Here is a 24,847-nt window from a genome sequence, read left to right as displayed (position 1 = left end):
GCCGCCGGTATGGTAAGGAAGACCTGGCTCCAGGTCAACTCCGGACAGAGCGCCGGTAGGTCGTTGATCGTCAACCCGCGGCCACCGTTCGTTTACATCCGCTTTTCTTCCAAGTCGTATACATCGAACCAGACATAGACAGGGCGATGGCTGGGGACAAACTTGGGGATGTAGTCCTCCAAATACTCTTGCGCCTGGAGCGTCATCTCGCTGAGCCGCATGTCGCGCATCTTGTTGTTCCATTTCAGAACGTCATCGGGATTCTGCACTTTGGAGTGCTTGCCGATCCAGTCGGCCAGTTCGCTATCTGCGGCTCCTGTCGCGACGACGTCTTTGAGCTGCTCCGGCGTGATGCCGGTGAACGCAAACCACTGTCCGGCCAATGAGCAGGGCCAATAGTTGTATTCGCCGTTCATGCCCAGCAAGAACGCCCGGCACTTGTCGACGGAACGGGCCGCGATCACGTAGCCGCCGAGCTTTTCGCGCGGACTGCGGGGATAGCCTTTGCGAAGATCTTTGGCCAGCGCCTTTACTTTCTCAAGATCGGTCCTCATCAACATTCTCCTTTCTCTGTTCCTGGCAGCCGGGTAACATTCTCATTTCGGCGTGAGACAACCTCATGTCAAACCCAAGGGTTCCGGCGCATCAGCCGGCAAAGCGCCGATCTCCCAAGCCCAGGCGGACCGATTCTACATCGAGCTCATGTTCCAATCGGTGCAGCACCTCGTCGCTGATGGTGCCATCATTGCGCAGCTTGATCAACGCGAGTCGTTCGGCGCTTATGGTTTCATGCCGGAGCAGTCGAAACGCCTCAGCCACTTCGTTGGTGCAATCGGAATCAACCGGACCGGTCGGCTCATAGCGTTGAAGCCGTTGCTGATAATGTGTGTGCAACCGGTCAAGGTGATCCGGCATGACTCGATCATCATCGGCGAATGTCTCCAAACGAGTCAATGCGGCTTTAGCGGCGTGCGCGCGTGCCCCCATTTCCTCATGTTCGAGACTCCGGTCTTCTTCCAGTTTCAAGGCGCGGATCAAGGGGGCAAGGGAGAGACCTTGCAGAACGAGCGTGGCAAGAATCACCGAGAAGCTGAGTAAGATGATTTCCGCTCGGTACGGGAAGGAAGTTCCGGCGGTTGTGGTCACGGGCAATGCAAGAGCGGCCGCCAACGTAACGATTCCACGCATCCCGGTCCATCCTACGATCAGCAGATGTGGCCATGGCGGCATGGGATCGCGACGGCGAAGCGACGGGCTGACGAGTCGCGGCACGATGGCTCCCAAGGGAACCCAGAGCAGACGAACCACGATCACGGTGACGCTGATCACCACCCCGGTAAAGGCGAGGGGTGCAAACTGATCGGCTGGGATTGTCTCGCTCAGCGTTCTCAGTTGAAGCCCGATAAGAATAAAGATGACGCCGTTCAAGATGAACACCAGCAGTTCCCAAACGGCCCGTCCTTGAATGCGGGTGATTGGCGCTACGTCCGCGCTAAAATGCTGCCGCAGATACAGCCCGCCAGCGACGCAGGCCAATACAGCGGAGGAGTGCACTTGTTCGGCCATCACCCAAGCTATGTAGGGGGCCAACAGTGTGACGGCAATTTCGGTGAGGCTGTCGGTCGTCAATTGTCTAAGGACCAATCGCGCCATCAGACCGACCGCCAGACCGACGAGAATGCCACCGAGTCCGGCCAACACGAACTGGAGAAGCGTGTCGCGAAGGATGAATGTTCCGCTTGCCGCTGCCGCAACGGCGGTCCGGTAGAGGATCAGCGCGGTTGCATCATTCACCAGGCTTTCGCCTTCCAAAATCGTCACGAGGCGGTTGGGGATGCCCAAACGCTTGGCGATGGCCGTTGCCGAGACTGCATCCGGGGGCGAAACAATGGCTCCCAGGGCTATAGCTTCCGCCCAGCCTATTCCCGGCAACGCGACGTGAGCCACGGCGGCGACCGCCGCTGTCGTCGCCAACACCAAGCCGACCGCAAGCATTGAGATCGGGCGGATATTGTTTCGAAATTCACGAAGGGACGTAAAATAAGCGGCCGCCCAGAGGATTGGCGGCAGGAAGACCAAGAATACAAGATCGGGATCCAGGTGGACGGCCGGAAGACCCGGTATCAAACCCAGTATCAAACCGCCGATGACGAGCAGAATCGGATACGGAATCAGGAGCTTATGCGCAGCCGTCGTCAGCGCTAGGACCGCCGTCAGTAGGAGAATGATAGTCTCAATTTGATGCAACCCTCCCATCGCGGTGCTCCTTAAAGACAGCGGCCTGCGTTCCCGTCTCCGGCATAGTGCCTTGGGCACACACAGTCAGTGCAACCGCCGTAGCCCTCATTCGAGAGTCCTGTGGTCACACCTCTAGCGCCCGATCAGTCTCCCAGATCAAGATTTCCGCTCCATGAGTCTTCCCGGCTGTCAGCCGTCTGGCTCCGGCTGCGGTGAGCCGCGCTTCATCGCCGGCTTCCAAATGCCCTGCGCCTTCCAGTTCCGCAGAGCCCTTTGTCACAAACAGATGAATGTACGGGGCATCGGGAACCTGCGCTGCCTCTCCGGGCCTAAGCTTTCCGCCCCACAGCACGGCTCCTTTCTGTCTGATCGAAATGGCGGCTTGGTGCCCTCGTCCGGAGGCGATTGGAACGAGCCCTCCTTTGTTCAACTGTCCGTTGATGTCGAGCTGCTCATAGCCAGGCTTTATACTCTCCTGATCAGGTGGCACCCACATTTGGATGAAGTGGACGTCCTTCTCGCCTTGCGGATTCATCTCGGAGTGCCAAATTCCGGTTCCGGCGCTCATCCGCTGGGCCAACCCCGGATAGATGATCCCGCTGTGACCTTCCGAGTCCTTATGCTCCAGTTCTCCGTCCAGAACCCAGGTCACGATCTCCATGTCTCGATGGGGATGAGTACGGAACCCGGTGTTCGGCTTGACCACATCATCGTTGTGCACCAACAGCAAGCCATGGTGCGTGTTGGTCGGATCGTAATGATGCGAGAAACTAAAGCTGTGCCGAGAATCCAACCAGCCTGCTTGAGTATGGAAGCGTTCCTGTCCGCGACGGATTTTCACCGCTGTCTTCGTCGCCCGCGTATCTCTGATCATGGCCCCGCTCCTTTCCGGCGATCCCTGCATCGCCACTTTGATCTTGGTTCGTCACACCCGATTCTGTATAAGACGGATCGCGACCAAAACAAGACGGCACCATTCGGTGCGGCAGGCACCAACTGGATACCGAGCGGTGTAATGGAGAGCCGATGGCCAAGAAACGGACATGCCCGGCGGAATCGACGGTCGAACTCATCGGCGGCCGGTGGAAGATCGTCATTCTGTGGTACCTCTTCCGGGGCGTCAAACGCTTTTCCGAGCTGCAACGGGCGCTCACCGGAATTACGCAGAAGGTATTGACGCAACAGCTCAGGGACATGGAGCGGGATGGCATCGTAACACGGACCGTCTACGCCCAAGTTCCTCCCAAAGTCGAGTACTCGATCACGCCCATGGGTTTAAGTCTCAAACCCGTCGTAGAGGCCATGCACCAATGGGGAGTTGATCACAGACCTCCCGAATAAGCCGACGGCGGGACGGTCATCTTGTACTGCATCATGATCGTGGTATTGAGCAGTCTATAAATCGGGCGCGCGTCTGGCCGAAGCGGAACGCTTCGGCCAGACATCCTGCAAGCGTTACGCATTCATAGTGAGGACAGCACGGAACCGCACCTCGCTCCTCATCATCTGCTGATAGGCCTCACCTGCCCGGGCCAGTGGGTAGCATTGGATCATGGGGCGCACTCCAGCGTGTGTGCTGAAGCGCAACGTATCCTCGGAATCTTTGGCCGTGCCGGAGGGCCAACCTTGGATGGAGGTGCGCTTCAGGATCAGCGTGGCGGCGTTGACCGTAATGGGGTCGCCTGGGGCTGCCACGACCAACAACGTGCCGCTGGGGCTCAACCCCTCCAATAGTGCCGAGATCCCTTTGCCGTCAGGAGCTGTGGCCAGGATGACCCTTGCTCCACCCAGTTGTTGCAGTGCTTCGGCTGGATTGGCCGAGGCCGCATCGATGTAATGCCCGGCTCCCAGTCTTTTCGCCAGAGGTTCCTTGTCTTTCCCTCGGCCGATGGCGACTGTCATAAATCCCATCTTGGCTGCATACTGCACTCCCAAGTGTCCCAGTCCTCCGATCCCCTGCACAGCGACGAGGTCACCGGCTCGCGCTCCACTGTTCCGGAGGCTGTTAAACGTGGTAATGCCGGCGCAGAGCAGTGGGGCGGCCTCCTCCGCCGCCAGTTCATCCGGCAAGAGCGCCACAGCTTCCACCGGCACGACGAGGTAGTCGGCCCATCCTCCGTCGTAGCTGATGCCACAGACCTGCCCGAAACGGCAGAGAATGAAATCGCCGCCGCGGCATGATTCGCAACGGCCGCAGTGCCCGCCATGCCATCCGACTCCGACCCGTCGCCCTTGTTTCCACCCCGTGACGTTTGGTCCGGCCTTGTCGATCCGTCCCGCGACCTCATGGCCGGGAATGCGGGGATATTGAAGTCCCGGCCAGTAGCCTTCTTTTACAAACATGTCGCTATGGCAAACCCCGCAAGCCTCAACCTTGATTCGAACCTGCCCTGGACCGGGTTCCGGAACCTCGCGCTCGACGACCTCCCACTCACCGCCGGGTTTACTCGCTTGTACCGCTTGCATCCGAGCCATGATGTACCTCCTATCTCAACGTTCAAATGGGAGCGAGCTCCGATCGAGTCGGAGCATTGCAAGAGATCGACTGAATCTGGGTAGAGACGTCTGCATGCCGACCCGTATGCGTGTTAAGTGAGTATGACCGATCGATGATCGTGGCTCAAGATTGGATGCCAGCCGTGCCACTATCAATAGGCTCTATTGTGTGGCTATTCATTCGGCAGACCCGAGATCTCTCTGACCGGCCGCACCTCGACCGTACCGATACGCGCTCCGGGTATTTGCGTGGCGATACGAACGGCCGAATCCAAGTCGTCAGCCGTAATGAGAAAATATCCGGCGAGCTGCTCTTTCGTTTCCATGAACGGCCCGTCAGTCACCATCTGTTTGCCGTCGCGCACCTGCACGACCGCTGCGGTGGCCTCTGGTTGTAACGGTGAGGCATGGACGTACTGCGCCTTGTCGTGGAGTTGGTGGCAGAGCTGGATTGATTCCGCGAGCATGTCCTTCCGTGTGTCTTCGGGGATCCTGTTGAACATGGTTTCATTGTGGTGAACCAGGAGCAGAAATTTCATGGGATACCTCCGGTGACAGAAATGGCCGTCTCGACAGTTTCGTGTATTGCCTGGATCGCTCTATGATTCTTCCGGACTTCGCGCAAGGACGGCCGCGATGGTGTGCGGCATGCGGGCGGAGGGCCACAAGTCGCCTGTCGACTCCGCGTCCCAGGCAGCGGCAATGGCCTGCTTGATGGTGTTCGACGGAACGTTGATCGTCCGAAGGAATGTGCCATGGGATCGATCCGAACGGTAGTCCGGTTGTCGCAGAGGCTGCTTTAGATATCGTGCGATGAGATCCGCGTGCATGTCATACAGGATGGTGCCATGAAAGAGCAGCGCTTTCCTCGTTCGCCGTTGCGCGTTGCCGGAAATTTTCATCCCGCCGATGGCGAGGTCGCTGATGCCTCGGAATGTCGTGGCAGGCTCCCATCGACGCAGTACGGTGGCGATCCGTTCCAGAATGAATCGATTCGTGGTGCGAATAGTCGCGAGCTCAGGATGCAGATCGAGCGGCAGCACGAAGGCATACGAGAGGCATCCCGGTCCCTGCAAAACAGTCCCCCCGCCGCTCGCGCGCCGCAAGATAGGGATGCCGTCCCCTTGGCAGGCGGCTAGGTCAACCTCGTCGATTAATCGAGAGGCGCGACCCAGCACAACAAAGTGACGGCTGCTCTCCCAAAACCGGAGCACGGGATCCCCGCCCCGCTCATCCAGTTCATCCAGTAAGGCCTCATCGAGCGCAAGATTCTCAACGGGAAAGGGGAGGGTTAGATCGAGCAAACGGAGCGCACGCATGCTAGGACCGTTTGGGAATGAAGAGATGTGTCGGCGATCCGTGGAACGATTCAGCCGCCTCCATGACCGTCTCGCTCAACGTCGGATGCGGATGAATCGAGGCGGCGAGATCTTCGGCGAGCGCCCCCATCTCAATGGCCAGGACGCCCTCTGAAATGAGCTCTCCCGCGCCGACACCGCAGAGCCCAACTCCGAGCACACGGCCGGATTCAGGATCGAGGATAAGCTTCGTGAGTCCTTCCGTCCTGCCCAGCGTCGCGGCGCGGCCGCTTGCCGCCCAGGGAAACCGCGCGATCTTCACCGCTTGCCCGGCCGCTTTCGCCCCTTCTTCCGTAAGCCCGCACCAAGCGATTTCTGGATCGGTGAAGACGACGGCCGGAATCGCGGCGGCATCAAAGGCTGCCTGGCGGCCGGCAATCACTCTGGCGGCGATCAGCCCTTCATGCGTCGCTTTGTGGGCGAGCATCGGCTCTCCCGCCACGTCGCCGATCGCGAAGATGGTCGGCTCGGCCGTGCGCATCTGCCGATCGACCTGCACGAAACCCTTCGGTGAGATCTCGATCCTTGTCCGTTCGAGCCCAAGTTGTTGCGTATTCGGTTTTCGTCCCACGGCAATGAGCACGCGATCGAAGATCTCGGTGCTCATTCCCTCGGAACCCGTCAAGGTCGCAGCCACTCCCTCATCTCGCGTCTCCAGCTTCTCGACCGTGGTGTTCAGCCTGATCGCTTTGAAGCGGCGATGCATACGTTGTTGCAGCGGCCGCACGAGATCCGGATCGGTGCCGGCCAAGAGACGCGGCAGCGTTTCGACGATCGTCACGGCCGATCCGAGCGCTTGGTAGAAGGTTCCCAACTCTAACCCGATGTAGCCTCCTCCGACGACCAGCAGACGGGCGGGGACATCCGGCACGCCGAGCATGCCGGTGGAATCCATTACACGCGGATCGTCGAGCCTGAGGGATGTGGGAATAGCCGGCTGCGAGCCGGTGGCGAGGATGGCATGGGCGAACGACAGATCGCGCGTCCCATCCGGGCCGGACAGCAGTAGTGTCTTCGAGTTTTTGAACGAAGCTTTGCCTTGAATGACGTCTACCTTGCGAGTGTTTGCCAAGGTCTGCACGCCTTTGCTGAGTTTGCCGACGATCGACTGCAAACGTCCGCGTAACGCTGCGAGGTCCAGGCGCGGCTTGTCGAAGTGGATGCCCCACGCGTCCGCTTCCTCCGCATCGGTGAGGAGACGGGCAGCGTGCAGCAACGCTTTCGACGGAATACATCCCCGCAACAGACAGGTGCCGCCCAACTGCGGGTCCTGCTCAATCAATGCCGTGCGCAATCCGAGATCAGATGCTTGAAAGGCCGCCGCGTAGCCGCCGGGCCCTGCGCCGATCACTGCAACGTCATAGTTGGATTCTGCCATCGATTCCTCCCAGCTATCTTGTCGATTGTATCTCGCTGGATTCCGATGTGCACGAGCGACGCTTCACGAGATATGGTTCAGCCACTAAAGCCCGAGGAACATCGCTTGAAAGTCTTCCAGCACTTTGACGATCTCGTTGGTAAAGCGCGCACCGACGGTTCCATCCACCAGCCGGTGGTCGTAGGCCACGCACAGTTGCAGGACCCGGCGCGGTACGAATTGGCCGTCACGATACACGGGCGTCATGCGGGCCCGGCCCAGGCCTAAAATACCGACCTGAGGCGGATAAATGATGGGCGTGAACGGACCGGCGCCGATCCCGCCCATGTTGCTCACTGTGAAGGTTGCGCCGCGCAGCTCTTCCAGTTTCACTTCACGTTTGCGGGTGCGCTCGGCAAGATCGGCAAGTTCAAGGGAGAGTTGCAGAAGATCTTTCTGATCCGCGTGGTGTATCACCGGTACAATCAACCCTGCCGGTGTATCCACTGCTACGCCGATATTGTAGTAATCCTTGAAAATCACTTCACCATTCGTGAGGTCGAGCGACGCATTCAATTGCGGATATTGCTTGAGCGCATGGACCACCGCTTTGAGGACGAGGCTGGTCAGCGTGAGTGTGGCGCCCTTCTTCTTGAATTCGGGCGCGTATCGTTTATGGAGCGTCATCAGATCCGTAATGTCGGCATCCTGAAATTGATGGACATGTGGGATGGTCGTCCAGGCTTGTGTCATGTTGGCCGCAATCGTACGCCGGATTGACGGCAGTGTTTCTCGGCGCTCATGTCCGTACATCGTCATGAGGACACGGTCTTTTTCAGCTTGTGCGCTGCCACGGCTGTTTCGTTGCCGTACGAACAATTTGATGTCTTCGGCGGTGATCCGGCCTCCGCTTTCGGAGCCTTTTACCTGTACGAGATCCACTCCCAATTCGCGTGCGAGCCGGCGTACTGACGGGGATGCAGGAACTGCGGAGCCGCTGGACGACGAACCCGCCGATGGTGGTGCGGATGGAGCCTGCACTGCGGTCGGCTGCTCCATGTCCACCGGCGCTTCGGACGGCGAGGCGTTCGGCTCTTTCGGTCGCTCGACGGGTCTCACATCCGACGCTTCGACGGCTGGCGGCGGGTGGGAAATAGGGGGGACGGCCGGTCTTTCCGGCTCCTGATTCTCGGCCGGTTTCGCTACGTGATCTGCACCGTCGAGTTCAAGAAGCGCTTGTCCGACCTTCACGTGATCACCCTGCCGGACAAGCAGACGAACCACTTTCCCGGCTGCCGGTGCCGGCACCGGCACTGTCGCTTTTTCGGTCTCGAGCTCGATCAGCGCTTGTCCTTCGGTCACTTGATCGCCCTCGTGCACCAAGAGCTGGACGACGTCACCGCCTTCGACGCCTTCCGCAAGAAACGGTAGTTCCACATTCATGGCATATCCTTCACAGGTGGGCGCGGGTCTGGTTACCGGCGCCAGGGAGCTTCTTCATCAGCTGAGACTCCAAGATCCCGCGCTGCCTGCGTGACTAGGTGCGCATCGATGATTTTCCGACGAAACAAGGCATAGAGCGTCGCCACGGTCACATGCTCGGCGTCGATTTCGAAGAACCGGCGCAACGCTTTGCGGCTGTCGCTCCGGCCAAAGCCGTCTGTACCCAAGACGAGCAGGCCTCCGGGAATCCAGGGTGCAATTTGTTGGGGTACCATGCGCACATAGTCGCTCACGGCCACACAAGGGCCGTCGAGTGCCTGCGCCGTCTTGTGGAGATAACTCATGCGCGGTGACTCTTGCGGATGCAGCATGTTCCAGCGCTCAGCCTCCATCGCACGAGTGCGCAACGTGTTGTAACTCGTTACGCTCCACAGATCAGCGGCTACACCGTATCGCAGAAGAAGATCTTGCGCCCGTGACGTTTCGTTGACCAGCGCGCCGCTGGCCAACAAATGCGTCCGGTGTTTCGCACGCTCGGGTGCCGGACGGAAGCGGTACATGCCTTCGCGAATCCCTTCTTCTGCGCCAGCCGGCATGGCGGGCATCTTATAGGATTCGTTATAGAGAGTGATGTAGTAGGAGCATTCCTCCTGGTCCCGGTACATGCGCTTCATGCCGTCCTGGAGAATGACCGCAAGCTCAAACATAAAGGCCGGGTCGTAGGAAGCGATCGTCGGATAGGCGCCGGCGAAGAGGTGGCTGTGCCCGTCCTGATGTTGCAGGCCCTCGCCCTCCAATGTCGTGCGGCCCGCCGTGGCACCCAGCAGAAAGCCGCGGGTGCGCATGTCGGAGGCGGCCCATATTAAATCGCCGACCCGTTGAAAGCCGAACATCGAATAGAAAATGTAGAAGGGAATCGTGTTCACCCCATGCGTCGCGTAGGAAGTTCCCGCGGCGATGTAGGAGGACATCGCGCCCGCTTCGGTGATGCCTTCCTCAAGTATTTGCCCGTCGGTCGCCTCGAGGTAATAGAGGAGGGAGCTCTTGTCGACCGGCTCATAGAGTTGCCCGATGTGTGAATAGATACCGTATTGTCTGAAGAGCGCTTCGAGTCCGAACGTGCGCGCCTCATCGGGAATGATCGGTACGAGGTGTTGTCCGAACCCCTTGATGCCGAGTAAACGGCCCAGCATGCGGGCGAACCCCATCGTGGTGGAGACTGAACGCTCACCCGATCCTTCGAGGAACTCCTTGAACTGCTCGAGTTCGGGTGTGTCGAGGGACTCGACCTTCACCCTCCGCTCAGGGATGGAACCACCCATCGCCTTGATCCGCTCGACGAGATAGGCCGCCTCGGGACTTCCGGCCGGAGGCCGGTAGAACGGCATCGCAGTCAGTTGCTCGTCGGGAACCGGGACGCTGAACCTTGTTCGGAACTCGCGCAGTTCCCGCTCGTTCATCTTCTTCTGTTGATGAGTGATGTTGCGCCCTTCGCCCGCTTCACCCAGGCCGTAGCCCTTAATCGTCTTGGCCAGGATGACTGTCGGTTGGTCGCGGTGCTCCACCGCGGCCTTGTAGGCCGCGTAGAGTTTCCGCGGATCGTGACCGCCCCGCAGCATCTTATGAATTTGTTCGTCAGAATAGCTCTCCACCATCTTAAGCAGCCGAGGGTCCTCGCCGAAAAAATGCTTGCGTGCGAAGGCGCCGCCTTCGACGGTGTATTTTTGGTACCATCCGTCTACGACTTCTCCCATGCGCTTCACCAGGAGGCCTTCATCATCCTGCGCCAACAACGGGTCCCAGCTGCTGCCCCAGATGACTTTGATCACATGCCAGCCCGCGCCGCGGAAGATCGCTTCCAGTTCTTGAATGATCTTGCCGTTGCCGCGCACCGGGCCGTCGAGACGCTGGAGATTGCAGTTCACCACCCAAATAAGATTGTCGAGACGCTCGCGTGACGCAAGGGTGAGGGCACCGAGACTTTCCGGTTCGTCGGTCTCGCCGTCACCGATGAAGGCCCACACACGCTTCAGGCTTGTGTCCTTCAGGCCGCGGTCTTGCAGGTAGCGGTTGAAGCGCGCTTGGTAGATCGACATGATCGGCGCCAAGCCCATCGACACGGTTGGAATTTCCCAGTAGTCCGGCATGAGCCAGGGATGCGGATACGAGGATAAGCCTCGTCCCCCTGCGGTCACTTCGGTTCGGAAGCGGAGCAGTGCTTCCTCAGAGAGGCGGCCCTCGACGAAGCTGCGCGCGTAGATGCCGGGCACGGCGTGGCCTTGGAAGTAGACGATGTCCCCACCCTGGGGCGCGTCTTTGCCGTGCAGAAAATGATGAAAGGCGACCTCGTATAGGGTCGCGGCCGACGCATAAGTGGAAATGTGTCCGCCGATCCCCGGTCGCTCCTTGTTGGCCTTCACGACCATGGCCATCGCATTCCAACGAATCACACTGCGGAGGCGGCGTTCGAGTTCGAGCTTGCCCGGGTAGGGTGGCTCCTGCGATGCGGGGATCGTATTGATGTACGGCGTGTTGACCGCGGCGGAAACCTGCGCACCCCGTTCGCCCAGCCGGTCACGGAGTCGTTCGAAGAGATATGTTGCCCGCTCGACGCCGTGCTGCTCGAGCACGTAGTCGAGGGAGTCCAGCCACTCTCGCGTTTCCTGGGGATCGGTGTCGACTTGCGGTCGAGGTATGCGGTCGTCGTCGCTCATGCGCGCCTTCAGTAAGTCATGTGGTGCATTACATCCTACCTTATCGTCGGCTTTCGAGTCGCTTCCAATCTCAGGGTCATCGGATTTTTCATATTACCAGCGGTCCCTCTCCAAGTGGCCGGTTCCGCCGACATCTCCTTTTCGTTTGTCTTTGGGATTCTATTGAACAGGTCTTCGTGGTGGTGAGCCAGCAGTAGATATTTTATGGCATGCTTCCCGTGGCATAAGGATAGCTGTATTGATAAGTCGAAATCGACGAGCAGAGCGTCTTCGTACTTACGGCAAGGGTGTAGCTTGGAAGAATGTAATCTAAGCGGACTCTTTACGGCCGATATTGCGTGCCTCAAGAAGGTATGACAGACTGAACCTCTACTGGGTTGCTTTTTCTTGGCGAACTTACGAAAGGGTGTTGGTCAGTCCAAGAAGCCTTACTGCATCGCTGTTTTTTGATGAGGAGCCAAGTCTACCCTTTCGCGCAAAAAACCAGAGGTGAACGATGGATACAAATATCACCGCGGAGCTTAAGAGTTTTCTCGAGATCCCGTATGACGAGCTCGAAGAAATGAATCTCAAGGCGGCCGATCGCGCCAAGAAGGCCAGCGCAAGAGAGCTCGAGCGGGAATATACGGCCTGGCTCAAAAAGGAGAAGCACATCAAGGCCGTGACGTTGTGTTTCTCAGACATCGAGGGGCGTCTCCACATGCTCGACTACGACAAGAAGTTCTTACTGGAGTCGTTGGGCAATCTTACCTTTGACGGGTCGTCCATTCGCGGGTTTACGCCACAACATGAGTCGGACCTCCGTCTTGCCGTCGACTGGTCATCCATCCGCTACCTTCCGGCCGATGTGATTGGAGCCGGGAAGGTGATCTTCTTTGCGTCTGTATTGAACAGCGATCGGACGCCGTATCGCAGTGACTTCCGCGGTATGCTGAAATCGTACACGGAGAATCTCAAGAAGAAGGGCATTACGGCATATGCTGCCAGTGAAATAGAAGGCTTTCTTGTGGAAGGGCAGAACGCCGAACAACGGTACCGCGAGAATGGGTTCAAACTTATCTCAACGGGTGGGTACTATCACTCGCTCCCGATGGACACGCTCCGCCAGTTTATTGATAAGTCGGCGGAGGCGCAGCGCGCACTGGGCTTCAAGAACGAAAAAGATCATCCGGAGGTCGCGCCGTCACAGTTCGAGATGAACTTTTCCTATGCCGACGTTGTTCGCGCGGCAGATCACGTGCAGCTCTACAAGTTGATCTGCCGCCAAGTGGCTCGATCCATGGGGCACACAGCCACGTTCCTTCCGAAACCATTCGTCGGGATCAATGGGTCCGGCATGCACACCAACTTTTCCTTGAGCAAGAACGGCAAGAATATCTTCTACGACGCGAAGGGGAAGGATGGGCTGTCCGATGTGGCATGGGACTTCATTCTCAAACTCTTGAACCATGCACCGGAGATCTGCCTCGTGTTTAACTCGTCGGTCAATGCGTATCGCCGTCTCGATCCGCACTTTGAAGCACCGAACCAGGTCAAGGTTTCAGCGATCGACCGTGGCTCCATGATCCGCATTCCAATGGCCAATGAAAAAACGGCGCGCATCGAACTGCGTTCGGTCGCTCCCGATGCGAACCCCTACCTTGTACTGTACACGATGCTTAAGACCGGTTTCGAAGGAGAGCGCTTGGAAAAGGAACAGACAGCCGGCGACCGCGCTCGATTCCTTCCGAGTAATATCAATGACGCGATCGCGCTCTTTAATGAGTCGAAATTTATCACCGATATCCTCGGCGAGGATAGCAAGCAGAAATATTCTAGCTTCAAGCAGCTAGTGGCGGATCGTTCTCCGAAAGAACTTGGCACAATTGTGAAGGCTTCGGAAGTTCTCTTTCACCACGAAGTCACAAATCAAATGCTCTGGAATCAGTTCTAGCCGACGTCGAGGCATCATGGGCTCTCCCGTCTCGCTTTCCCGCAGAGGTCCGCACGCGCCGTGAAACGACACAAGCTCGATCGGCTTGCTTCGCAGATTCCGATGGAGGTATGATCCCCTCCCCCATCTTATTAGTAGCGGAGGTGCCATGACCACACGCACCGCTTCCACAAAACAACGGATCTCGCTTGATCGCAGTATCGAACGCATGCGCAAACAGCTGGCTGAACTGGCCACGTTTCTGGGCAGGGGCACACCGACCCGTAATTTGGAAGAGTTCGATCTGGACACGGAGCGATTGATCGGCGATCTCCTTGGCCAGACCTCCGATCTCCTCAATGCCTATGAATATGCTGAACTGGGTGAGGCGGCTGGCCTTGTGAACATGACGGACGAAGCACCGGAAAGCGCCGGTATGGACGGTCAACGATACAGCATGCTCCAGCGGAGCCGGGTGTTGGAAAGCTGCGTCTCGGAATTGGAAGCCCGCCGCGTGACCGAACCGAAAGGAGTGAAGGCCAGTCGGCGGACCCTGATCGGACCCCAAGTGGTGGAGCACATGACTCCCGAGATCCAGAGTCTCTCGCAAGAAGCCAGCCTGCGGGAGGCGGGACAGATGATGCAGAAATGGAAAGTGGGCTCGCTGCTTCTGACCGACGACCAATCGTACGTGGGGTTCATCACGGATTCGATTCTTGCGCGTGAAGTGGTCGCCAACGGCGTCAACGCGAATACCGCACAGGCCAAAGCGTGCATGCGCAAACCGGTGGTGGCCATTGCAGGCGATCGTCCGATCATCGATGCCGTGCGGCTTATGAAGGAGCAGGCCACCCGGCACCTCGCCGTCACGCAAGACGGACAGATTATCGGCATCATCTCGGTCTCCAATATTCTGCGATACTACTCCGGTGTCGTCTAACAAAATGGGACTCGCTGTATCTGAAGTGCAACGAGATCGAGGGCACAGGTTTTTGGGGTGCCTCTACACTCACTATGATTTTTGCCGGGAGGTGGACTGATGGGACCGACCAAAGTGATCGTAAAAGACGGAGGGCTGTACGGTGCAGTGTCCGGCAAACTGATCAAAGACGGCTTCGCGAGTCGCCGCGAGATGGAGGACTACGTGAACCATCATTACCTCGTCTTACCGGTCATCGACAATGCCGGCCGGTCATGGCAGCTTGACGGAAAACCGGTGTATTGCCTTCGTGGCGTGCAATACGAGATGGTGGACGATCAGAAAGTTCACCTCGCCCGGTGCCCAGATTGCGGCGGCATGGGGATTCGTTCCGACGAATTTACGGTTGAGTCGGATTGCATCCGGTGCATGGCTTGCGGACATGAGTTTGATGCTCGGTTGGAAATGATGGAAACGTAGGAAGGTTTGCTCAGACAAAACCTCTGTCCCTGCCGCCCACCGAGAGTAACCGGATCTCACCCTTCGTGCTTCGCGAACACCTGGAAATGCTGCTGCTCCAGTAGGTTGTAGTCGTTCAAGAGCCGGTAGCCGGCTGCTTCCATTTCGAGTCGAACATCTTCTTTTGCGGTTCTGTGGCCGAACAGACCGGCGACGAGTCCGCGGGGATGAAAGTCGAGAATTGCCACTCGCCCCCCGGGCTTCAGCGACGACCCAAGGGAACGAAAATAGGCCACTCGATCTTCCATCTGATGGTACGTATCGCAACTGAATACCAGGTCGACAGGCTCGGGAAGTCTGGGATCGTGGGGTTCGGCTCGGACCGGCCGCACGTTTGGAGTCCCTCGGGCGACCATTTCCTTGAAGATCATGTTCAGTGCCGTCTCGTTGACTTCAACGGCGTAAACGGTTCCTCGTGCGCCGACCGCTTTGGCTAGATGCCACGTGAAATAGCCTCCGCCGGCGCCTAAGTCTGCAACCCGTGACCCGGGGGCGATTGACAGTTTTTCAACCACTCCTTGCGGCTTCTGCCACGCGTCCCGAGAGGGATCATTCAGACGCTGATACGTTGACTCGGCGCAACCGGCCAGACAGAGAACTGCGACCAGCAGTACTCCAAATCGTTTGTAGGGGACTATTTGGTTCATGTCATTATCCTTTCCTGGAATTGTTTTCGACATCGACTGACGCCGATACTTCATGAAAGAAGATGTTCATACGACGTTTGACGGCATAGGATGCTTGATAAACAGGTCCGTGAACAATGGCCTGGTTGTGTCCTAGCGCATCGTGATCCGTTTACGGTTTCTCCGCCTCGCGATGCTCTTGGGGCGGATTCGCAGCGGTGTCCGCGATCGCAACCAGGATCCCATCGCGGAGCTTAAAGGAGCCCAAAGCGGCGACCCGCTCGCCGGGAGTCACGCCGGTATAGATGACGATCTCGTCGCCGATCATCGGTCCGCTTTCGACGTGGCGGGCATGGACTCTTGTCCGGCCATCTTTATCTGGTGCGATGATGAACACCTGGTCTCCTCCCGGCCCCTTGCGGAGCGCGCTGACCGGGATGGCCACGAGGTTCCGTGCGGGGCCGACCGGGATTCGAACGCGTACCGAGGCTCCGGGCGCGGGGATACTTCGGATCCCCTCAATTCTGGCGCGCACCAACGCGTTCCGAGTCGTCGGATCGACTCGTGAGTCGAGGGCGACGATCTTCGCCTGGATGACGGGGGAATCACCGGCCGCGAATACTTCGACGGTCTCGCCGACGCGTAAACCCGTTGCCACCTGTTGCGCAACCGTGAAGTCGACGTGCACCGCTTCACCAACGCCCTGAAGGGTTGTCAGAAGTGTTCCTTCATCCAGGTATTGACCGGGATGCACATCCGCCATGCCGACACGCGCCCGGAATGGGGCACGGATAGTCTTGCGGGCGATGATCGCCTTAGTGCGCGCGATCTGGGCCTGTGCGATATCCAGGTCTGCGCGCGCGCGATCTACTTCTTCTTGGGTCGTGGCGAGTTCATGGCTGAGGTTTTGCCTGCGATTGAGGACCGTCTTCGTGAGTGCGGCTTGGGCCTCTTGCGCCCGAAGTTCAGCCTCCTCGACCGAGACATCCAGCGCGACCAACAGTGTGCCCGCTTCGACGATCTGCCCGGGCGTCAGTCGGACTTCCCGAACCGTTCCGGCCAATTCGTTCTTCAGCGTGATCGAACGCAATGCGAGGACCGTTCCGATCGACGTGGTGGCCTGGCGGTGGTCGATGGCGTGTGCCACAGCGATCGTCACCGCCTCCATTGGCTCAGGCTGATTGGCCGAACCGGCCTGCTCGCTCTGGAATGATTCGTACTTCCAGGCTGCTAGACCGACCCCGATGAGGATCACCACGGTGACGAGGAGAACTGATCCGATCCAATTGTTTTTATTCACGATAAATCGCTAAAAGCCTCCCAACCAAAACGTTCTCTAGTTTAATGAGCGTGGGCAGGTCCGATGATGTTACCAGATTTATAGCGTTCCTGGCGCTTCTTTCTCTCTGACCCCTGACTTCCAGTCTGGCATGATGAAGGCTGATTGAAGATTGAATCGAGTATATATCGACCTAGGGGATTAACCAGGTATCGCACAATGGTGACAGTGCTTAGATAGAGTATGAAATAGACTCATGAAAATTTTCGGCGAGGTCCGCCGATGCCTCAGCTGTTGACGGTACTCATTGTTGTAAGTGTTGTCGGTATGTTGAGCGGATGGTCGACGGGATTCGCCCAGGTTGATTCCACCACCCCTTCCGTTCAGCCACAGACCCCAGCCGTGATTTCCCAACTCCAACCACTCGTCGCGCCAACAAGTGGCGTTTCGGCGAAACTCATTACGCCATCGACCAACAACCGCTCGGCAACTTCAGAGTTGCGCAGCAGTTCGAACGTTGTTCGTGGCAGAAGCGGAGGAGTTGCATCGGGCATGCGTGATCCGACGACTCCATTCATGCGACCCCCGACGGTCGGCCCTCTCTTCTGTGATCCGGTGATTGATATCCCCTGTTAACGCTATTTCTGCTCTGTACTCTTCACGCCCAACTCGGCCAAGCGCTTCTCCAAGAACCGTCGTTCCGGTTCCTGTTTGGTGAGAGCGAGAGCCTTTTCGTACGAGGCACGGGACTCCGCGTTCTTTCCCAGTCGTCGGCAGAGATCGGCCCGTGCAGCGTGTGCCAGGTGATAGTTCGCCAACTCGCCACGGGCCAGGAGTTCATCGACCAACTCCAAGCCGTTCTCCGGCCCATCACGCATAGCGACCGCCACTGCTCGATTGAGCTCGACGATCGGCGACGGCTCCACTCTCAGCAAGAGGTCGTAGAGCGCGACGATTTGAGCCCAATCCGTTTCAATGGTGCCGGGTGCCTCGGCATGGACCGCGGCAATCGCTGCCTGCAGCGTATATGGCCCAAAGCGCCGTGAGACCAGCGCTCGTTCGATCAGTGTCACACCTTCTTGAATGTGACCACGATTCCATAATGACCGATCCTGTTGTTCCAGCAGCACGAGATCTCCTGTTGTCGATGTGCGTGCGGTGCGTCGCGATTCGTGCAACAGCATCAGAGCCAGGAGGCCCATGACTTCCGGTTCAGGTAACAGTTGCAAAAGGAGCCGGCCAAGGCGAATCGCTTCACCGGAGAGATCGGCCCGTGTCAGTGAGGGACCGAACGAAGCCGAGTACCCCTCGTTGAAGACGAGATAGACGACATGCAGCACCATATCCAGTCGGTCAGGAAAATCTGACGGTGGCGGCACTTCATAGGGGATGCGCGCATCGCGGATCTTCGCCTTGGCGCGGACGATCCGCTGGGCCAGGGTGGACGGGGTAGAGAGAAAGGCCCGCGCGATTTCTTCGGTCGTGAGGCCGCAGACCTCGCGGAGCGTCAACGCCATCTGTGCTTCCGGTTTGAGAGCAGGGTGGCAGCAGGTGAAGATCAGCCGGAGACGGTCGTCTTCGATATGTTCGTCCTCCTGCTCCAGTGGATCGCCGGTCGCGGTCTCGATCTGTTTGGCCATTTCATTCAGAGATGCGTCGTAACGGGCGCGCCGTCGCATGCCATCGATCGCCTTGAAGCGGCCGGTGGAGACAAGCCAGGCTCGGGGGTTGCCCGGGACCCCGTCACGCGGCCATTGTTCCATCGCCGCGGCAAAGGCTTCATGGAGCGCCTCCTCCGCTGCGTCAAAATCGCCTAGCAAGCGGATCAAAGTTGCCAGGACTTGGCGGGAGTCAGATCGATACACTTCATCGACCCTCGCCTGTGCCCGCTTGCTACGATCGTCACTCATGGCGATTTCAGTCGGCGCAGCCGTGTTCCAGCTCGCGCATTGGTCGCACTTCAATGCTGCCGATGCGGGCGGCCGGGATTTTCGAGGCGGCGCGGAGGGCATCGTTCAGATCCTTCACGTCGATCATGAAGAACCCACCCAGCTGCTCCTTGGTTTCGGCAAATGGTCCATCGGTGGTCGAGGTCTTTCCCTCGCGGACTCGGATCGTCGTCGCAGTTTCCACCGGATGGAGTGGGGAGGCGGCGATAAACCGGCCGAGCTTCTGCAATTCCCCACAATAGGCGATCGATTCGTCCGAGAGCGCTTGCCGTTCGGGCTTCGGCAGGGCGTTGAGGATCTTCTCTTCAACGTAGACGAGACAGAGGTATTTCATAGGAGGCTCCTCATGATGGTTAGAAATGGTGGAATGACCACTTATCTGATAGTCGTCGAAGCAACAAGAAATCGACAAGGCACTCGCCGTAGACCCAATAGTCCCTCCATCGAGAGAAGGTCTACGATAACTCGTCTTGAGCGGGAGAGATAGACGGAGAGTATGCAGGTTCGAATTCGGTGGTGAAGGGCGTACCGCGGTGGAAACGGCGGTACGCCTCTTCGTTCACGAAGCCTTTACATCTGCTCCCCACGACACATTGGCCGGACACCATTGCCAGATACCGAGGGTGATGATGCGCGTCAATCCCGCCGGGATGCAAGCTGTGCGGTTGACCTCTACCTTGCGGTTGATCAACTTGGTCGGGTCTCCACAGCGCTTCAGGTAATCATCGGCCTTGATCTCATGAAGGTTCGCGTGAGGAACAAAAAATGCGACCAGGGGGACGGGCAACACGGCGATGGAAGAGTCGTCGACACCCTGAGAGCCTGAGCAATGGACACCGGTTTGCGGGTATTTGACGTCATCATGGACAAGAGCTGTCGTGCAGCCTGCAAAGAGGAGAGATGCGCTTGCTGCTATTGCCAAACATCCGCGGAGAGCCTGCTTCCGGATCATGAAATACCTCCTTTGTAACCGGCCTTATGTGTAGGACGAAGGCTACGCAGAATTGTAAACGCCGTCAAGAAAATGTCTTGAGCGAGGAATACTGCTTGACGGCGAGCGGGAACGACGGTATCCCAGAGGCCATGAGTCAGCCATCCACCTCCATGGCCTATGGGTCCGTTGTCCTTGCGGCGGTTCTGTGGGGCGGTTCGATCGTGGCGCAGAAGATGGCTTTGGGGTCGTTTTCGGCGGTCGAAGCCTCGGTTCTACGCGATATCGGAGGATTGGCCATTCTGCTGGCAACGTGGTGGGCGAAAGAAGGCGGCGCGATCAAGATAAGCCGCGGCGACATCGGCTTACTCGGCCTTTTAGGTCTTGGCGTGTTGGGAAATCATCTGCTCATTCTCATGGGGTTGAACTACGTCAGTGGCGCGGTCGGTGGAGTGATCATCGGGTCGAGCCCGGTCGTCACCGCTCTGCTCTCGGCTATGTTGATTCGGGATGTACCGTTGCGGGCGCTCTGGGCCGGCGCACTGCTCTCCTTCGCGGGTGTCGGATTGGTTTCCGTGGCAGGTTTCCAAGCGGCCGGCGAGCGACCGCTACTGGGGAGTACGTTGGTCTTTCTTGGGGTCGTGAGTTGGGCGCTCTATAGTATCGGCAGCCGCACTATCATGGAACGGATTTCGGCGTTGACCGTGAATTGGACCACGTTGATGGTCGCGACAGTCTTGCAGATCCCACTGCTATGGGCAGATCAAAAAATGATGACTGCCGGTCTCGGTTCGGTGACGACGTCCGACTGGCTCGCATTGGGGTATCTTATTGTCTTTGCCACGGCCGTGGCGCAGCAGGCCTGGCTGTTCGGTGTCAAGGGTATCGGTCCCTCTCGAGCCTCGGTTCTGGGCAATCTGACCCCCGTCGCGGCAGTGGGGCTGTCCGCGCTAATCTTAAAAGAATCAGTGGGTTTGATTGAATTTATCGGTATTGGCCTCATCCTGGCCGGTGTTTATGTCGTCAATCGTCAAACAGCCGAGCTAAACAGCTAAAACCCTTACATTGATCTCATCACTCTCGGTCTCGATCCTGGTCCATCAATTAAGGTATGATACGGTTCCTGGCGACGCGGGATCTTCTGTTGCTTCGTGGTCTAGTAGTCGTCGAATGGCAGATGGTCGTGTTTCTTCACGTCACGGACGGTGATGAGCACTAACTACGCCCGAGTCCTGATTCCGCTAATCCTCGTCGGGACCTTCCTTGTCGACATGTTCATGCCATGGGGGTATGCGGCGTGGGTTGTTGGGGATGCTTTCGCTGTGCTGTTGGCGCTCTGGATCGAATGGCCGAGTGCTCCCTACATTGTCGCGGGCATCGGGACCGTACTCCTGCAAATTGGATACACGTTGTCTCCTCCGGGGATCCCGCAAGACATCGCGACCTTCAATCGTGTTTTGGGCATGGCTCTCCTCTGGATTACGGCGGGGCTGGTGGCGCGAGCGAGAAGGGCAAAACTCGACGACGCAACCAGGCGGCTGGGGGCTATCGTGGAGAGCAGCAGTGATGCCATCCTCAGTGTCACACCCGATGGATTCGTGACCACATGGAATGCAGGTGCCGAGGGTATCTTCGGATATACCGCCAGCGAGATGATCGGTCGTTCGATTCTGACACTTGTTCCAGCCGATCTTCATCAGGACAAAGTCCGGTTGCTGGCCTCAGTGCGGGGAGCCCAGAATATTCATACCTATGATGCAGTCCGGTTGACCAAGGATGGCCGCCGTATCGATGTGTCGGTGACATTATCGCCGCTCAAGGACACAGTCGGTCAGTTTGTGGGTGTGTCGAAAGTCATTCGGGATATCAGCGAGCGGAAGCGGGCGGAGACACTCCTCCAACAAGCGCATGCCTCAATGGAGATACGAGTTCATGAGCGAACCTTCGAATTGAGCAATGCCAACCATTCCCTGCGGGAACTTTCCAGCCGGCTTATGCAGGTGCAGGAGGAGGAGCGAAGCCGGCTCGCACGTGACCTGCACGACGAAATCGGACAGTTGCTCACTGCACTGAAAATCGATCTGCAGGAAATCCAGAGTCGTGGGCCCGGAGAGGTCCGTTCAGGTTCTCTCACGGATAGTCTTCAGTTGCTGGACCGGCTGTTGACTCAAGTGCGGACCTTGGCGCTGGATCTACGACCGTCACTCCTCGATGATTTGGGCTTGGTTCCCGCGCTTCGATGGTATGCGAACCGGCAGGCAGAGCGTAATGGATGGGTTCTTGCTTTCTCCGTTGAAGGAATGGTCGGGCGGGTCCCGGTTCCCCTGGAAGTCGCCTGTTTTCGAGTCGTGCAGGAGGCGATGACCAATATCTCGAAGTATGCGAGAGCGAGGACCATCGACCTTACGCTGCGTCGGCAAGATCAAGAAGTCATCCTCATTATCCAAGACGACGGGGTAGGATTTGACGTGATGTTGGCGCGGCAACGTGCCCGTGGAGGGGAAAGCATGGGGTTGCTCGGCATGGAAGAGCGTGTGCGATTGGCGGGTGGCACCTTGGCGATTTCGTCAACGCCCGATCATGGGACCAGACTCCAACTCTGTTTCCCGCTCGCCCAGCACGATCAGGCTAATCAGCATGGACAGGTTGAGGTGATGTCACCATGAGTTGCCTCCGGGTGCTTCTGGTGGAAGATCATGCGTTGGTGAGAGCCGGGATGCGGGCTCTCCTGCAAAAAATCAACGGCCTCGAAGTCATCTCGGATGTGGGAGATGGATGGGAAGCTGTCAAATCCGTGCAAACGGATGCTCCCGATCTCGTACTCATGGACATTGCGATGCCGGGATTAAACGGGCTTGATGCCACATCGAGGATCGTCAAGGAATCCCCGAACACGCGGGTGATTCTGCTGTCGATGCATGCCAACGAAGAGTACCTCCAGCAAGCCTTGCAGGTGGGTGCGTCCGGTTATCTATTGAAAGGTGCGGAACTGGCTGAACTCGAGTTGGCCATCAGGACGGTGGGTAAAGGTGAGAGATACCTCACTCCTGCCGTTGCCAAGTATGCGATCGAAGCGTATCGGGGAAAGTCCGAAGGGCCATCCGGTCCGCTGGCCAAGCTCAGCATGCGTCAGCGCGAAATCCTGCAACTCATTGCGGAAGGCCGCACGACAAAAGAAATCGCCAACTATCTCAATTTGAGCGTCAAAACGGTCGAAACCCATCGATCGCAGCTGATGGAGCGGCTCGAAATTCACGATGTGCCTGGGCTCGTCCGTTTTGCTATCCGTGTCGGGCTCATCCAGCCCTACTCTTAGTCCTCATCCCAGGTCCTCCACATTTCCACGATCGTTCCGTGAACTTGCTAGGGTTTCTCAGGAGGCATTTCACCTCTCTCTAAGGGTTTCCCCGATAGGCCGATCCTCTCTCTTCTGACAGTCTGTAGCCCGATGATTGGGTACATCGCTTTGCACATTGATGAGTAGGTAGCTGCGGAAGCAGTCAGCTACTCAGCATCCTTAAGTGCCGACAGCGAGATCTCCGAAAAAGGAAGGTGGCATAAATATGAATGTAAAGGGATTTATCATTGAAGATGACCAGGGGAGAGAGCTCGTGATGGTGTGTCAACAGCCCTATGCAGAATCGGGGAAGACCTTTGTTCTGAGGGGCTGGCAGCGGCGGCGACTGGTTCCTCTACGGTATACGGAACCGGAGCTTCGAAGGATGGTTGGCGGAGTGCTGACCACGCTTCATGACTTGTTTATTAGTCTCCCAAGACCAATCGAGCATAGATGCCGCTTCTTCCTGTGTGGCGCCTGCGACACATGCTTAGGGATTGTGGAAGAGAGTTCCATTGAGCCAGATCACTGAAACTGTGGTAACGAGGGTGAAGAAGGGTGTCTAACGATTGGATGGCCCGATGGATGAGTCGGGCGGTCATTGCACGCTGGCGATAAAGAGCTGATTGCCCACTGCGAGATCGTTGAGGTGCCGCAGGGATTTCATGCCTATGAACCGATTTATCTATGGTATACCCTTCGCGTGACTTGATGGGCGTCGCCGGAGTGTTTTTGCCTGAGCCAGGCCATATCGGTTGAGAGAGGCGACCTGAGCGATGACCGGACTATGAGTAAAGCTGTGCCAAACCTGAAAGTCTGAAGCTGATCCACCCCACCCTAACCTTCCGCAACGCCTCCCTTAGAACCGGAGTGGTTGCGGCATCGTTCCTTTCCCATGGAAAGTTCTGTCAGTCCATCAGTACCGTACCGACTTGGCCAGACGGTAGCGCACAACCCGTACTGTAGCTCCATCCGTCGATGCGGTTCGATTTTTCGTCATTTTCCCGCTCGCAGTCGCGTTGATGCCTGTGAGAAATGTCCTCGCCGTGCTCCATCCGGTTGCAGTATGATACGACTTCGCTGACTGAGAGGCGTTCTGTGTTGAAACAACGCATCGAAGACGTCACTAAAGCCAACCAGAAATTCTACGAAGCCTTTGAGAGTCTTGACATTGGGAAGATGGACGAGGTCTGGACGCATCAAGAATATGTCACCTGTATTCACCCGGGCTGGACCATTCGTTCCGGGTGGCCTGCCGTGCGTGATTCCTGGGTGCTGATCTTCAACAATACCTTCTCGATGAAGTTCGAACTCACCGATGTCATGGTTCAGGTGGCAGGTGATATGGCATGGGTTATCTGTGTCGAGAATCTCACGACGCAACAGTCCGATGAACCGCAACAAGCCAAGGTGCTAGCCACGAACCTCTACGAGCTCATCGGTAACGAGTGGCTGATGATTCATCATCACGGGTCGCCGGTGATGGGGTGAGGGGAGGGTGGGCCTGGCAGAGCGCAGTCGCGCCAGCGCCTTTCGGAGCGATCCGTTCGGACTCCGCCAGGCGGAAGCCTTCGGAAATTCCCTCGCGGACTCGGTCAGTTTCCGCTTTCCTTCTTGGCTGAGTCTCGACGGGTCCCCGCTCCTTCGGCGACGGTACTCTGCACTCTGCCAGGCCACAGTGGAAAGCGGAAGGAAGAGGAATGACGGTGCTGGCTCAATGCGCGCAGTTAGGAAACCACTAGGCCGTTCGCTGAAGAAAAAGGGAGAGA

Annotated in this window: 23 protein-coding genes; 9 read left to right on the top strand and 14 right to left on the bottom strand. The window is 57.8% G+C overall.

Translation table 11 applies throughout. From position 1 onward, the window contains the following. Positions 1-92: 92 nt before the first annotated feature. The 3 genes from H8K03_05870 to H8K03_05860 all read right to left on the bottom strand — a co-directional run bounded on the left by H8K03_05870 (position 93) and on the right by H8K03_05860 (position 3,112). Positions 93-554, bottom strand: a complete 462-nt coding sequence (locus H8K03_05870; protein UVT21438.1) for a DUF5069 domain-containing protein — start codon at positions 552-554, stop codon at positions 93-95. Between the two features lie 91 nt (positions 555-645). After that, the gene (locus H8K03_05865; protein UVT21437.1) at positions 646-2,256 is read right to left on the bottom strand and encodes a Na+/H+ antiporter; all 1,611 of its coding nucleotides are present in this window, start codon (positions 2,254-2,256) and stop codon (positions 646-648) included. 106 nt (positions 2,257-2,362) lie between these two features. Beyond that, entirely contained in the window at positions 2,363-3,112 is a 750-nt protein-coding gene (locus H8K03_05860; GenBank protein ID UVT21436.1) for a pirin family protein, read from the bottom strand. 152 nt (positions 3,113-3,264) lie between these two features. Here H8K03_05860 and H8K03_05855 point away from each other — a divergent pair, with 152 nt between their 5' ends. Beyond that, the gene (locus H8K03_05855) at positions 3,265-3,579 is read left to right on the top strand and encodes a helix-turn-helix transcriptional regulator (GenBank protein ID UVT21435.1); all 315 of its coding nucleotides are present in this window, start codon (positions 3,265-3,267) and stop codon (positions 3,577-3,579) included. A 114-nt stretch (positions 3,580-3,693) separates the two neighbouring features. Here the strand turns inward: H8K03_05855 and H8K03_05850 are convergent, their stop codons facing one another. The 6 genes from H8K03_05850 to aceE form a co-directional block, all read right to left on the bottom strand. Then, a complete protein-coding gene (locus H8K03_05850; protein UVT21434.1) occupies positions 3,694-4,713 on the bottom strand; it encodes an alcohol dehydrogenase catalytic domain-containing protein in 1,020 nt (339 codons plus the stop codon). A 194-nt stretch (positions 4,714-4,907) separates the two neighbouring features. Next, complete coding sequence (locus H8K03_05845; GenBank protein UVT21433.1) at positions 4,908-5,273, bottom strand: YciI family protein; 366 nt, start codon at positions 5,271-5,273, stop codon at positions 4,908-4,910. Between the two features lie 60 nt (positions 5,274-5,333). Beyond that, on the bottom strand, positions 5,334-6,053 hold the full coding sequence (locus tag H8K03_05840; GenBank protein ID UVT21432.1) for a lipoate--protein ligase family protein: 720 nt from the start codon (positions 6,051-6,053) through the stop codon (positions 5,334-5,336). 1 nt (position 6,054) lies between these two features. Next, positions 6,055-7,470 (bottom strand): dihydrolipoyl dehydrogenase, encoded by a 1,416-nt coding sequence (gene lpdA, locus H8K03_05835; GenBank protein UVT21431.1) that lies wholly within the window; start codon positions 7,468-7,470, stop codon positions 6,055-6,057. 84 nt (positions 7,471-7,554) lie between these two features. Continuing rightward, on the bottom strand, positions 7,555-8,892 hold the full coding sequence (locus H8K03_05830; GenBank protein UVT21430.1) for a 2-oxo acid dehydrogenase subunit E2: 1,338 nt from the start codon (positions 8,890-8,892) through the stop codon (positions 7,555-7,557). A gap of 32 nt (positions 8,893-8,924) precedes the next feature. Further along, a complete protein-coding gene (gene aceE / locus H8K03_05825) occupies positions 8,925-11,606 on the bottom strand; it encodes a pyruvate dehydrogenase (acetyl-transferring), homodimeric type (GenBank protein UVT21429.1) in 2,682 nt (893 codons plus the stop codon). Between the two features lie 496 nt (positions 11,607-12,102). Between aceE and H8K03_05820 the strand changes: the two genes are divergently transcribed. The 3 genes from H8K03_05820 to H8K03_05810 all read left to right on the top strand — a co-directional run bounded on the left by H8K03_05820 (position 12,103) and on the right by H8K03_05810 (position 14,917). Continuing rightward, positions 12,103-13,539, top strand: coding sequence for a glutamine synthetase (locus H8K03_05820; protein UVT21428.1), 1,437 nt, complete (start codon positions 12,103-12,105; stop codon positions 13,537-13,539). 148 nt (positions 13,540-13,687) lie between these two features. Next, positions 13,688-14,458 carry a CBS domain-containing protein gene (locus H8K03_05815; GenBank protein UVT21427.1) on the top strand — a complete coding sequence of 257 codons (771 nt, stop codon included), beginning with the start codon at positions 13,688-13,690 and terminating at the stop codon, positions 14,456-14,458. Between the two features lie 99 nt (positions 14,459-14,557). Further along, a complete protein-coding gene (locus H8K03_05810) occupies positions 14,558-14,917 on the top strand; it encodes a hypothetical protein (GenBank protein UVT21426.1) in 360 nt (119 codons plus the stop codon). Positions 14,918-14,973: 56 nt separating this feature from the next. Here the strand turns inward: H8K03_05810 and H8K03_05805 are convergent, their stop codons facing one another. Both H8K03_05805 and H8K03_05800 read right to left on the bottom strand, forming a co-directional pair. Beyond that, positions 14,974-15,603: a methyltransferase domain-containing protein gene (locus tag H8K03_05805; GenBank protein UVT21425.1), complete on the bottom strand. Its 630-nt coding sequence runs from the start codon at positions 15,601-15,603 to the stop codon at positions 14,974-14,976. Positions 15,604-15,754: 151 nt separating this feature from the next. After that, positions 15,755-16,882, bottom strand: coding sequence for an efflux RND transporter periplasmic adaptor subunit (locus H8K03_05800; protein UVT21424.1), 1,128 nt, complete (start codon positions 16,880-16,882; stop codon positions 15,755-15,757). Between the two features lie 261 nt (positions 16,883-17,143). Between H8K03_05800 and H8K03_05795 the strand changes: the two genes are divergently transcribed. After that, a complete protein-coding gene (locus H8K03_05795; GenBank protein ID UVT21423.1) occupies positions 17,144-17,497 on the top strand; it encodes a hypothetical protein in 354 nt (117 codons plus the stop codon). Positions 17,498-17,499: 2 nt separating this feature from the next. Here the strand turns inward: H8K03_05795 and H8K03_05790 are convergent, their stop codons facing one another. The 3 genes from H8K03_05790 to H8K03_05780 all read right to left on the bottom strand — a co-directional run bounded on the left by H8K03_05790 (position 17,500) and on the right by H8K03_05780 (position 19,762). After that, positions 17,500-18,771, bottom strand: coding sequence for an RNA polymerase sigma factor (locus H8K03_05790; protein UVT21422.1), 1,272 nt, complete (start codon positions 18,769-18,771; stop codon positions 17,500-17,502). A 7-nt stretch (positions 18,772-18,778) separates the two neighbouring features. Next, positions 18,779-19,144: a YciI family protein gene (locus H8K03_05785; protein ID UVT21421.1), complete on the bottom strand. Its 366-nt coding sequence runs from the start codon at positions 19,142-19,144 to the stop codon at positions 18,779-18,781. Between the two features lie 225 nt (positions 19,145-19,369). Next, entirely contained in the window at positions 19,370-19,762 is a 393-nt protein-coding gene (locus tag H8K03_05780; protein UVT21420.1) for a hypothetical protein, read from the bottom strand. A gap of 131 nt (positions 19,763-19,893) precedes the next feature. Between H8K03_05780 and H8K03_05775 the strand changes: the two genes are divergently transcribed. From H8K03_05775 to H8K03_05760, 4 genes are all read left to right on the top strand, one after another. After that, positions 19,894-20,796, top strand: coding sequence for a DMT family transporter (locus H8K03_05775; GenBank protein UVT22382.1), 903 nt, complete (start codon positions 19,894-19,896; stop codon positions 20,794-20,796). Positions 20,797-20,949: 153 nt separating this feature from the next. Beyond that, the gene (locus tag H8K03_05770; GenBank protein ID UVT21419.1) at positions 20,950-22,407 is read left to right on the top strand and encodes a PAS domain S-box protein; all 1,458 of its coding nucleotides are present in this window, start codon (positions 20,950-20,952) and stop codon (positions 22,405-22,407) included. Continuing rightward, positions 22,404-23,057, top strand: coding sequence for a response regulator transcription factor (locus H8K03_05765; GenBank protein UVT21418.1), 654 nt, complete (start codon positions 22,404-22,406; stop codon positions 23,055-23,057). The genes H8K03_05770 and H8K03_05765 overlap by 4 nt, the downstream gene beginning before the upstream one ends. A gap of 1,119 nt (positions 23,058-24,176) precedes the next feature. Next, positions 24,177-24,569, top strand: coding sequence for a nuclear transport factor 2 family protein (locus H8K03_05760; GenBank protein ID UVT21417.1), 393 nt, complete (start codon positions 24,177-24,179; stop codon positions 24,567-24,569). Positions 24,570-24,847: the final 278 nt, after the last annotated feature.

The sequence above is a fragment of the Nitrospira sp. genome (assembly GCA_024760545.1).
In the GTDB taxonomy this organism is placed as follows: domain Bacteria; phylum Nitrospirota; class Nitrospiria; order Nitrospirales; family Nitrospiraceae; genus Nitrospira_D.
This window is presented reverse-complemented; position numbering and strand designations above follow the sequence as displayed.

Coding starts and splice junctions, on each gene's coding strand:
- H8K03_05870 (UVT21438.1), bottom strand. CDS start 554: ATGAGGACCGATCTTGAGAAAGTAAAGGCGCTGGCCAAAGATCTTCGC.
- H8K03_05865 (UVT21437.1), bottom strand. CDS start 2,256: ATGGGAGGGTTGCATCAAATTGAGACTATCATTCTCCTACTGACGGCG.
- H8K03_05860 (UVT21436.1), bottom strand. CDS start 3,112: ATGATCAGAGATACGCGGGCGACGAAGACAGCGGTGAAAATCCGTCGC.
- H8K03_05855 (UVT21435.1), top strand. CDS start 3,265: ATGGCCAAGAAACGGACATGCCCGGCGGAATCGACGGTCGAACTCATC.
- H8K03_05850 (UVT21434.1), bottom strand. CDS start 4,713: ATGGCTCGGATGCAAGCGGTACAAGCGAGTAAACCCGGCGGTGAGTGG.
- H8K03_05845 (UVT21433.1), bottom strand. CDS start 5,273: ATGAAATTTCTGCTCCTGGTTCACCACAATGAAACCATGTTCAACAGG.
- H8K03_05840 (UVT21432.1), bottom strand. CDS start 6,053: ATGCGTGCGCTCCGTTTGCTCGATCTAACCCTCCCCTTTCCCGTTGAG.
- lpdA (UVT21431.1), bottom strand. CDS start 7,470: ATGGCAGAATCCAACTATGACGTTGCAGTGATCGGCGCAGGGCCCGGC.
- H8K03_05830 (UVT21430.1), bottom strand. CDS start 8,892: ATGAATGTGGAACTACCGTTTCTTGCGGAAGGCGTCGAAGGCGGTGAC.
- aceE (UVT21429.1), bottom strand. CDS start 11,606: ATGAGCGACGACGACCGCATACCTCGACCGCAAGTCGACACCGATCCC.
- H8K03_05820 (UVT21428.1), top strand. CDS start 12,103: ATGGATACAAATATCACCGCGGAGCTTAAGAGTTTTCTCGAGATCCCG.
- H8K03_05815 (UVT21427.1), top strand. CDS start 13,688: ATGACCACACGCACCGCTTCCACAAAACAACGGATCTCGCTTGATCGC.
- H8K03_05810 (UVT21426.1), top strand. CDS start 14,558: ATGGGACCGACCAAAGTGATCGTAAAAGACGGAGGGCTGTACGGTGCA.
- H8K03_05805 (UVT21425.1), bottom strand. CDS start 15,603: ATGAACCAAATAGTCCCCTACAAACGATTTGGAGTACTGCTGGTCGCA.
- H8K03_05795 (UVT21423.1), top strand. CDS start 17,144: ATGCCTCAGCTGTTGACGGTACTCATTGTTGTAAGTGTTGTCGGTATG.
- H8K03_05790 (UVT21422.1), bottom strand. CDS start 18,771: ATGAGTGACGATCGTAGCAAGCGGGCACAGGCGAGGGTCGATGAAGTG.
- H8K03_05785 (UVT21421.1), bottom strand. CDS start 19,144: ATGAAATACCTCTGTCTCGTCTACGTTGAAGAGAAGATCCTCAACGCC.
- H8K03_05780 (UVT21420.1), bottom strand. CDS start 19,762: ATGATCCGGAAGCAGGCTCTCCGCGGATGTTTGGCAATAGCAGCAAGC.
- H8K03_05775 (UVT22382.1), top strand. CDS start 19,894: ATGAGTCAGCCATCCACCTCCATGGCCTATGGGTCCGTTGTCCTTGCG.
- H8K03_05770 (UVT21419.1), top strand. CDS start 20,950: ATGAGCACTAACTACGCCCGAGTCCTGATTCCGCTAATCCTCGTCGGG.
- H8K03_05765 (UVT21418.1), top strand. CDS start 22,404: ATGAGTTGCCTCCGGGTGCTTCTGGTGGAAGATCATGCGTTGGTGAGA.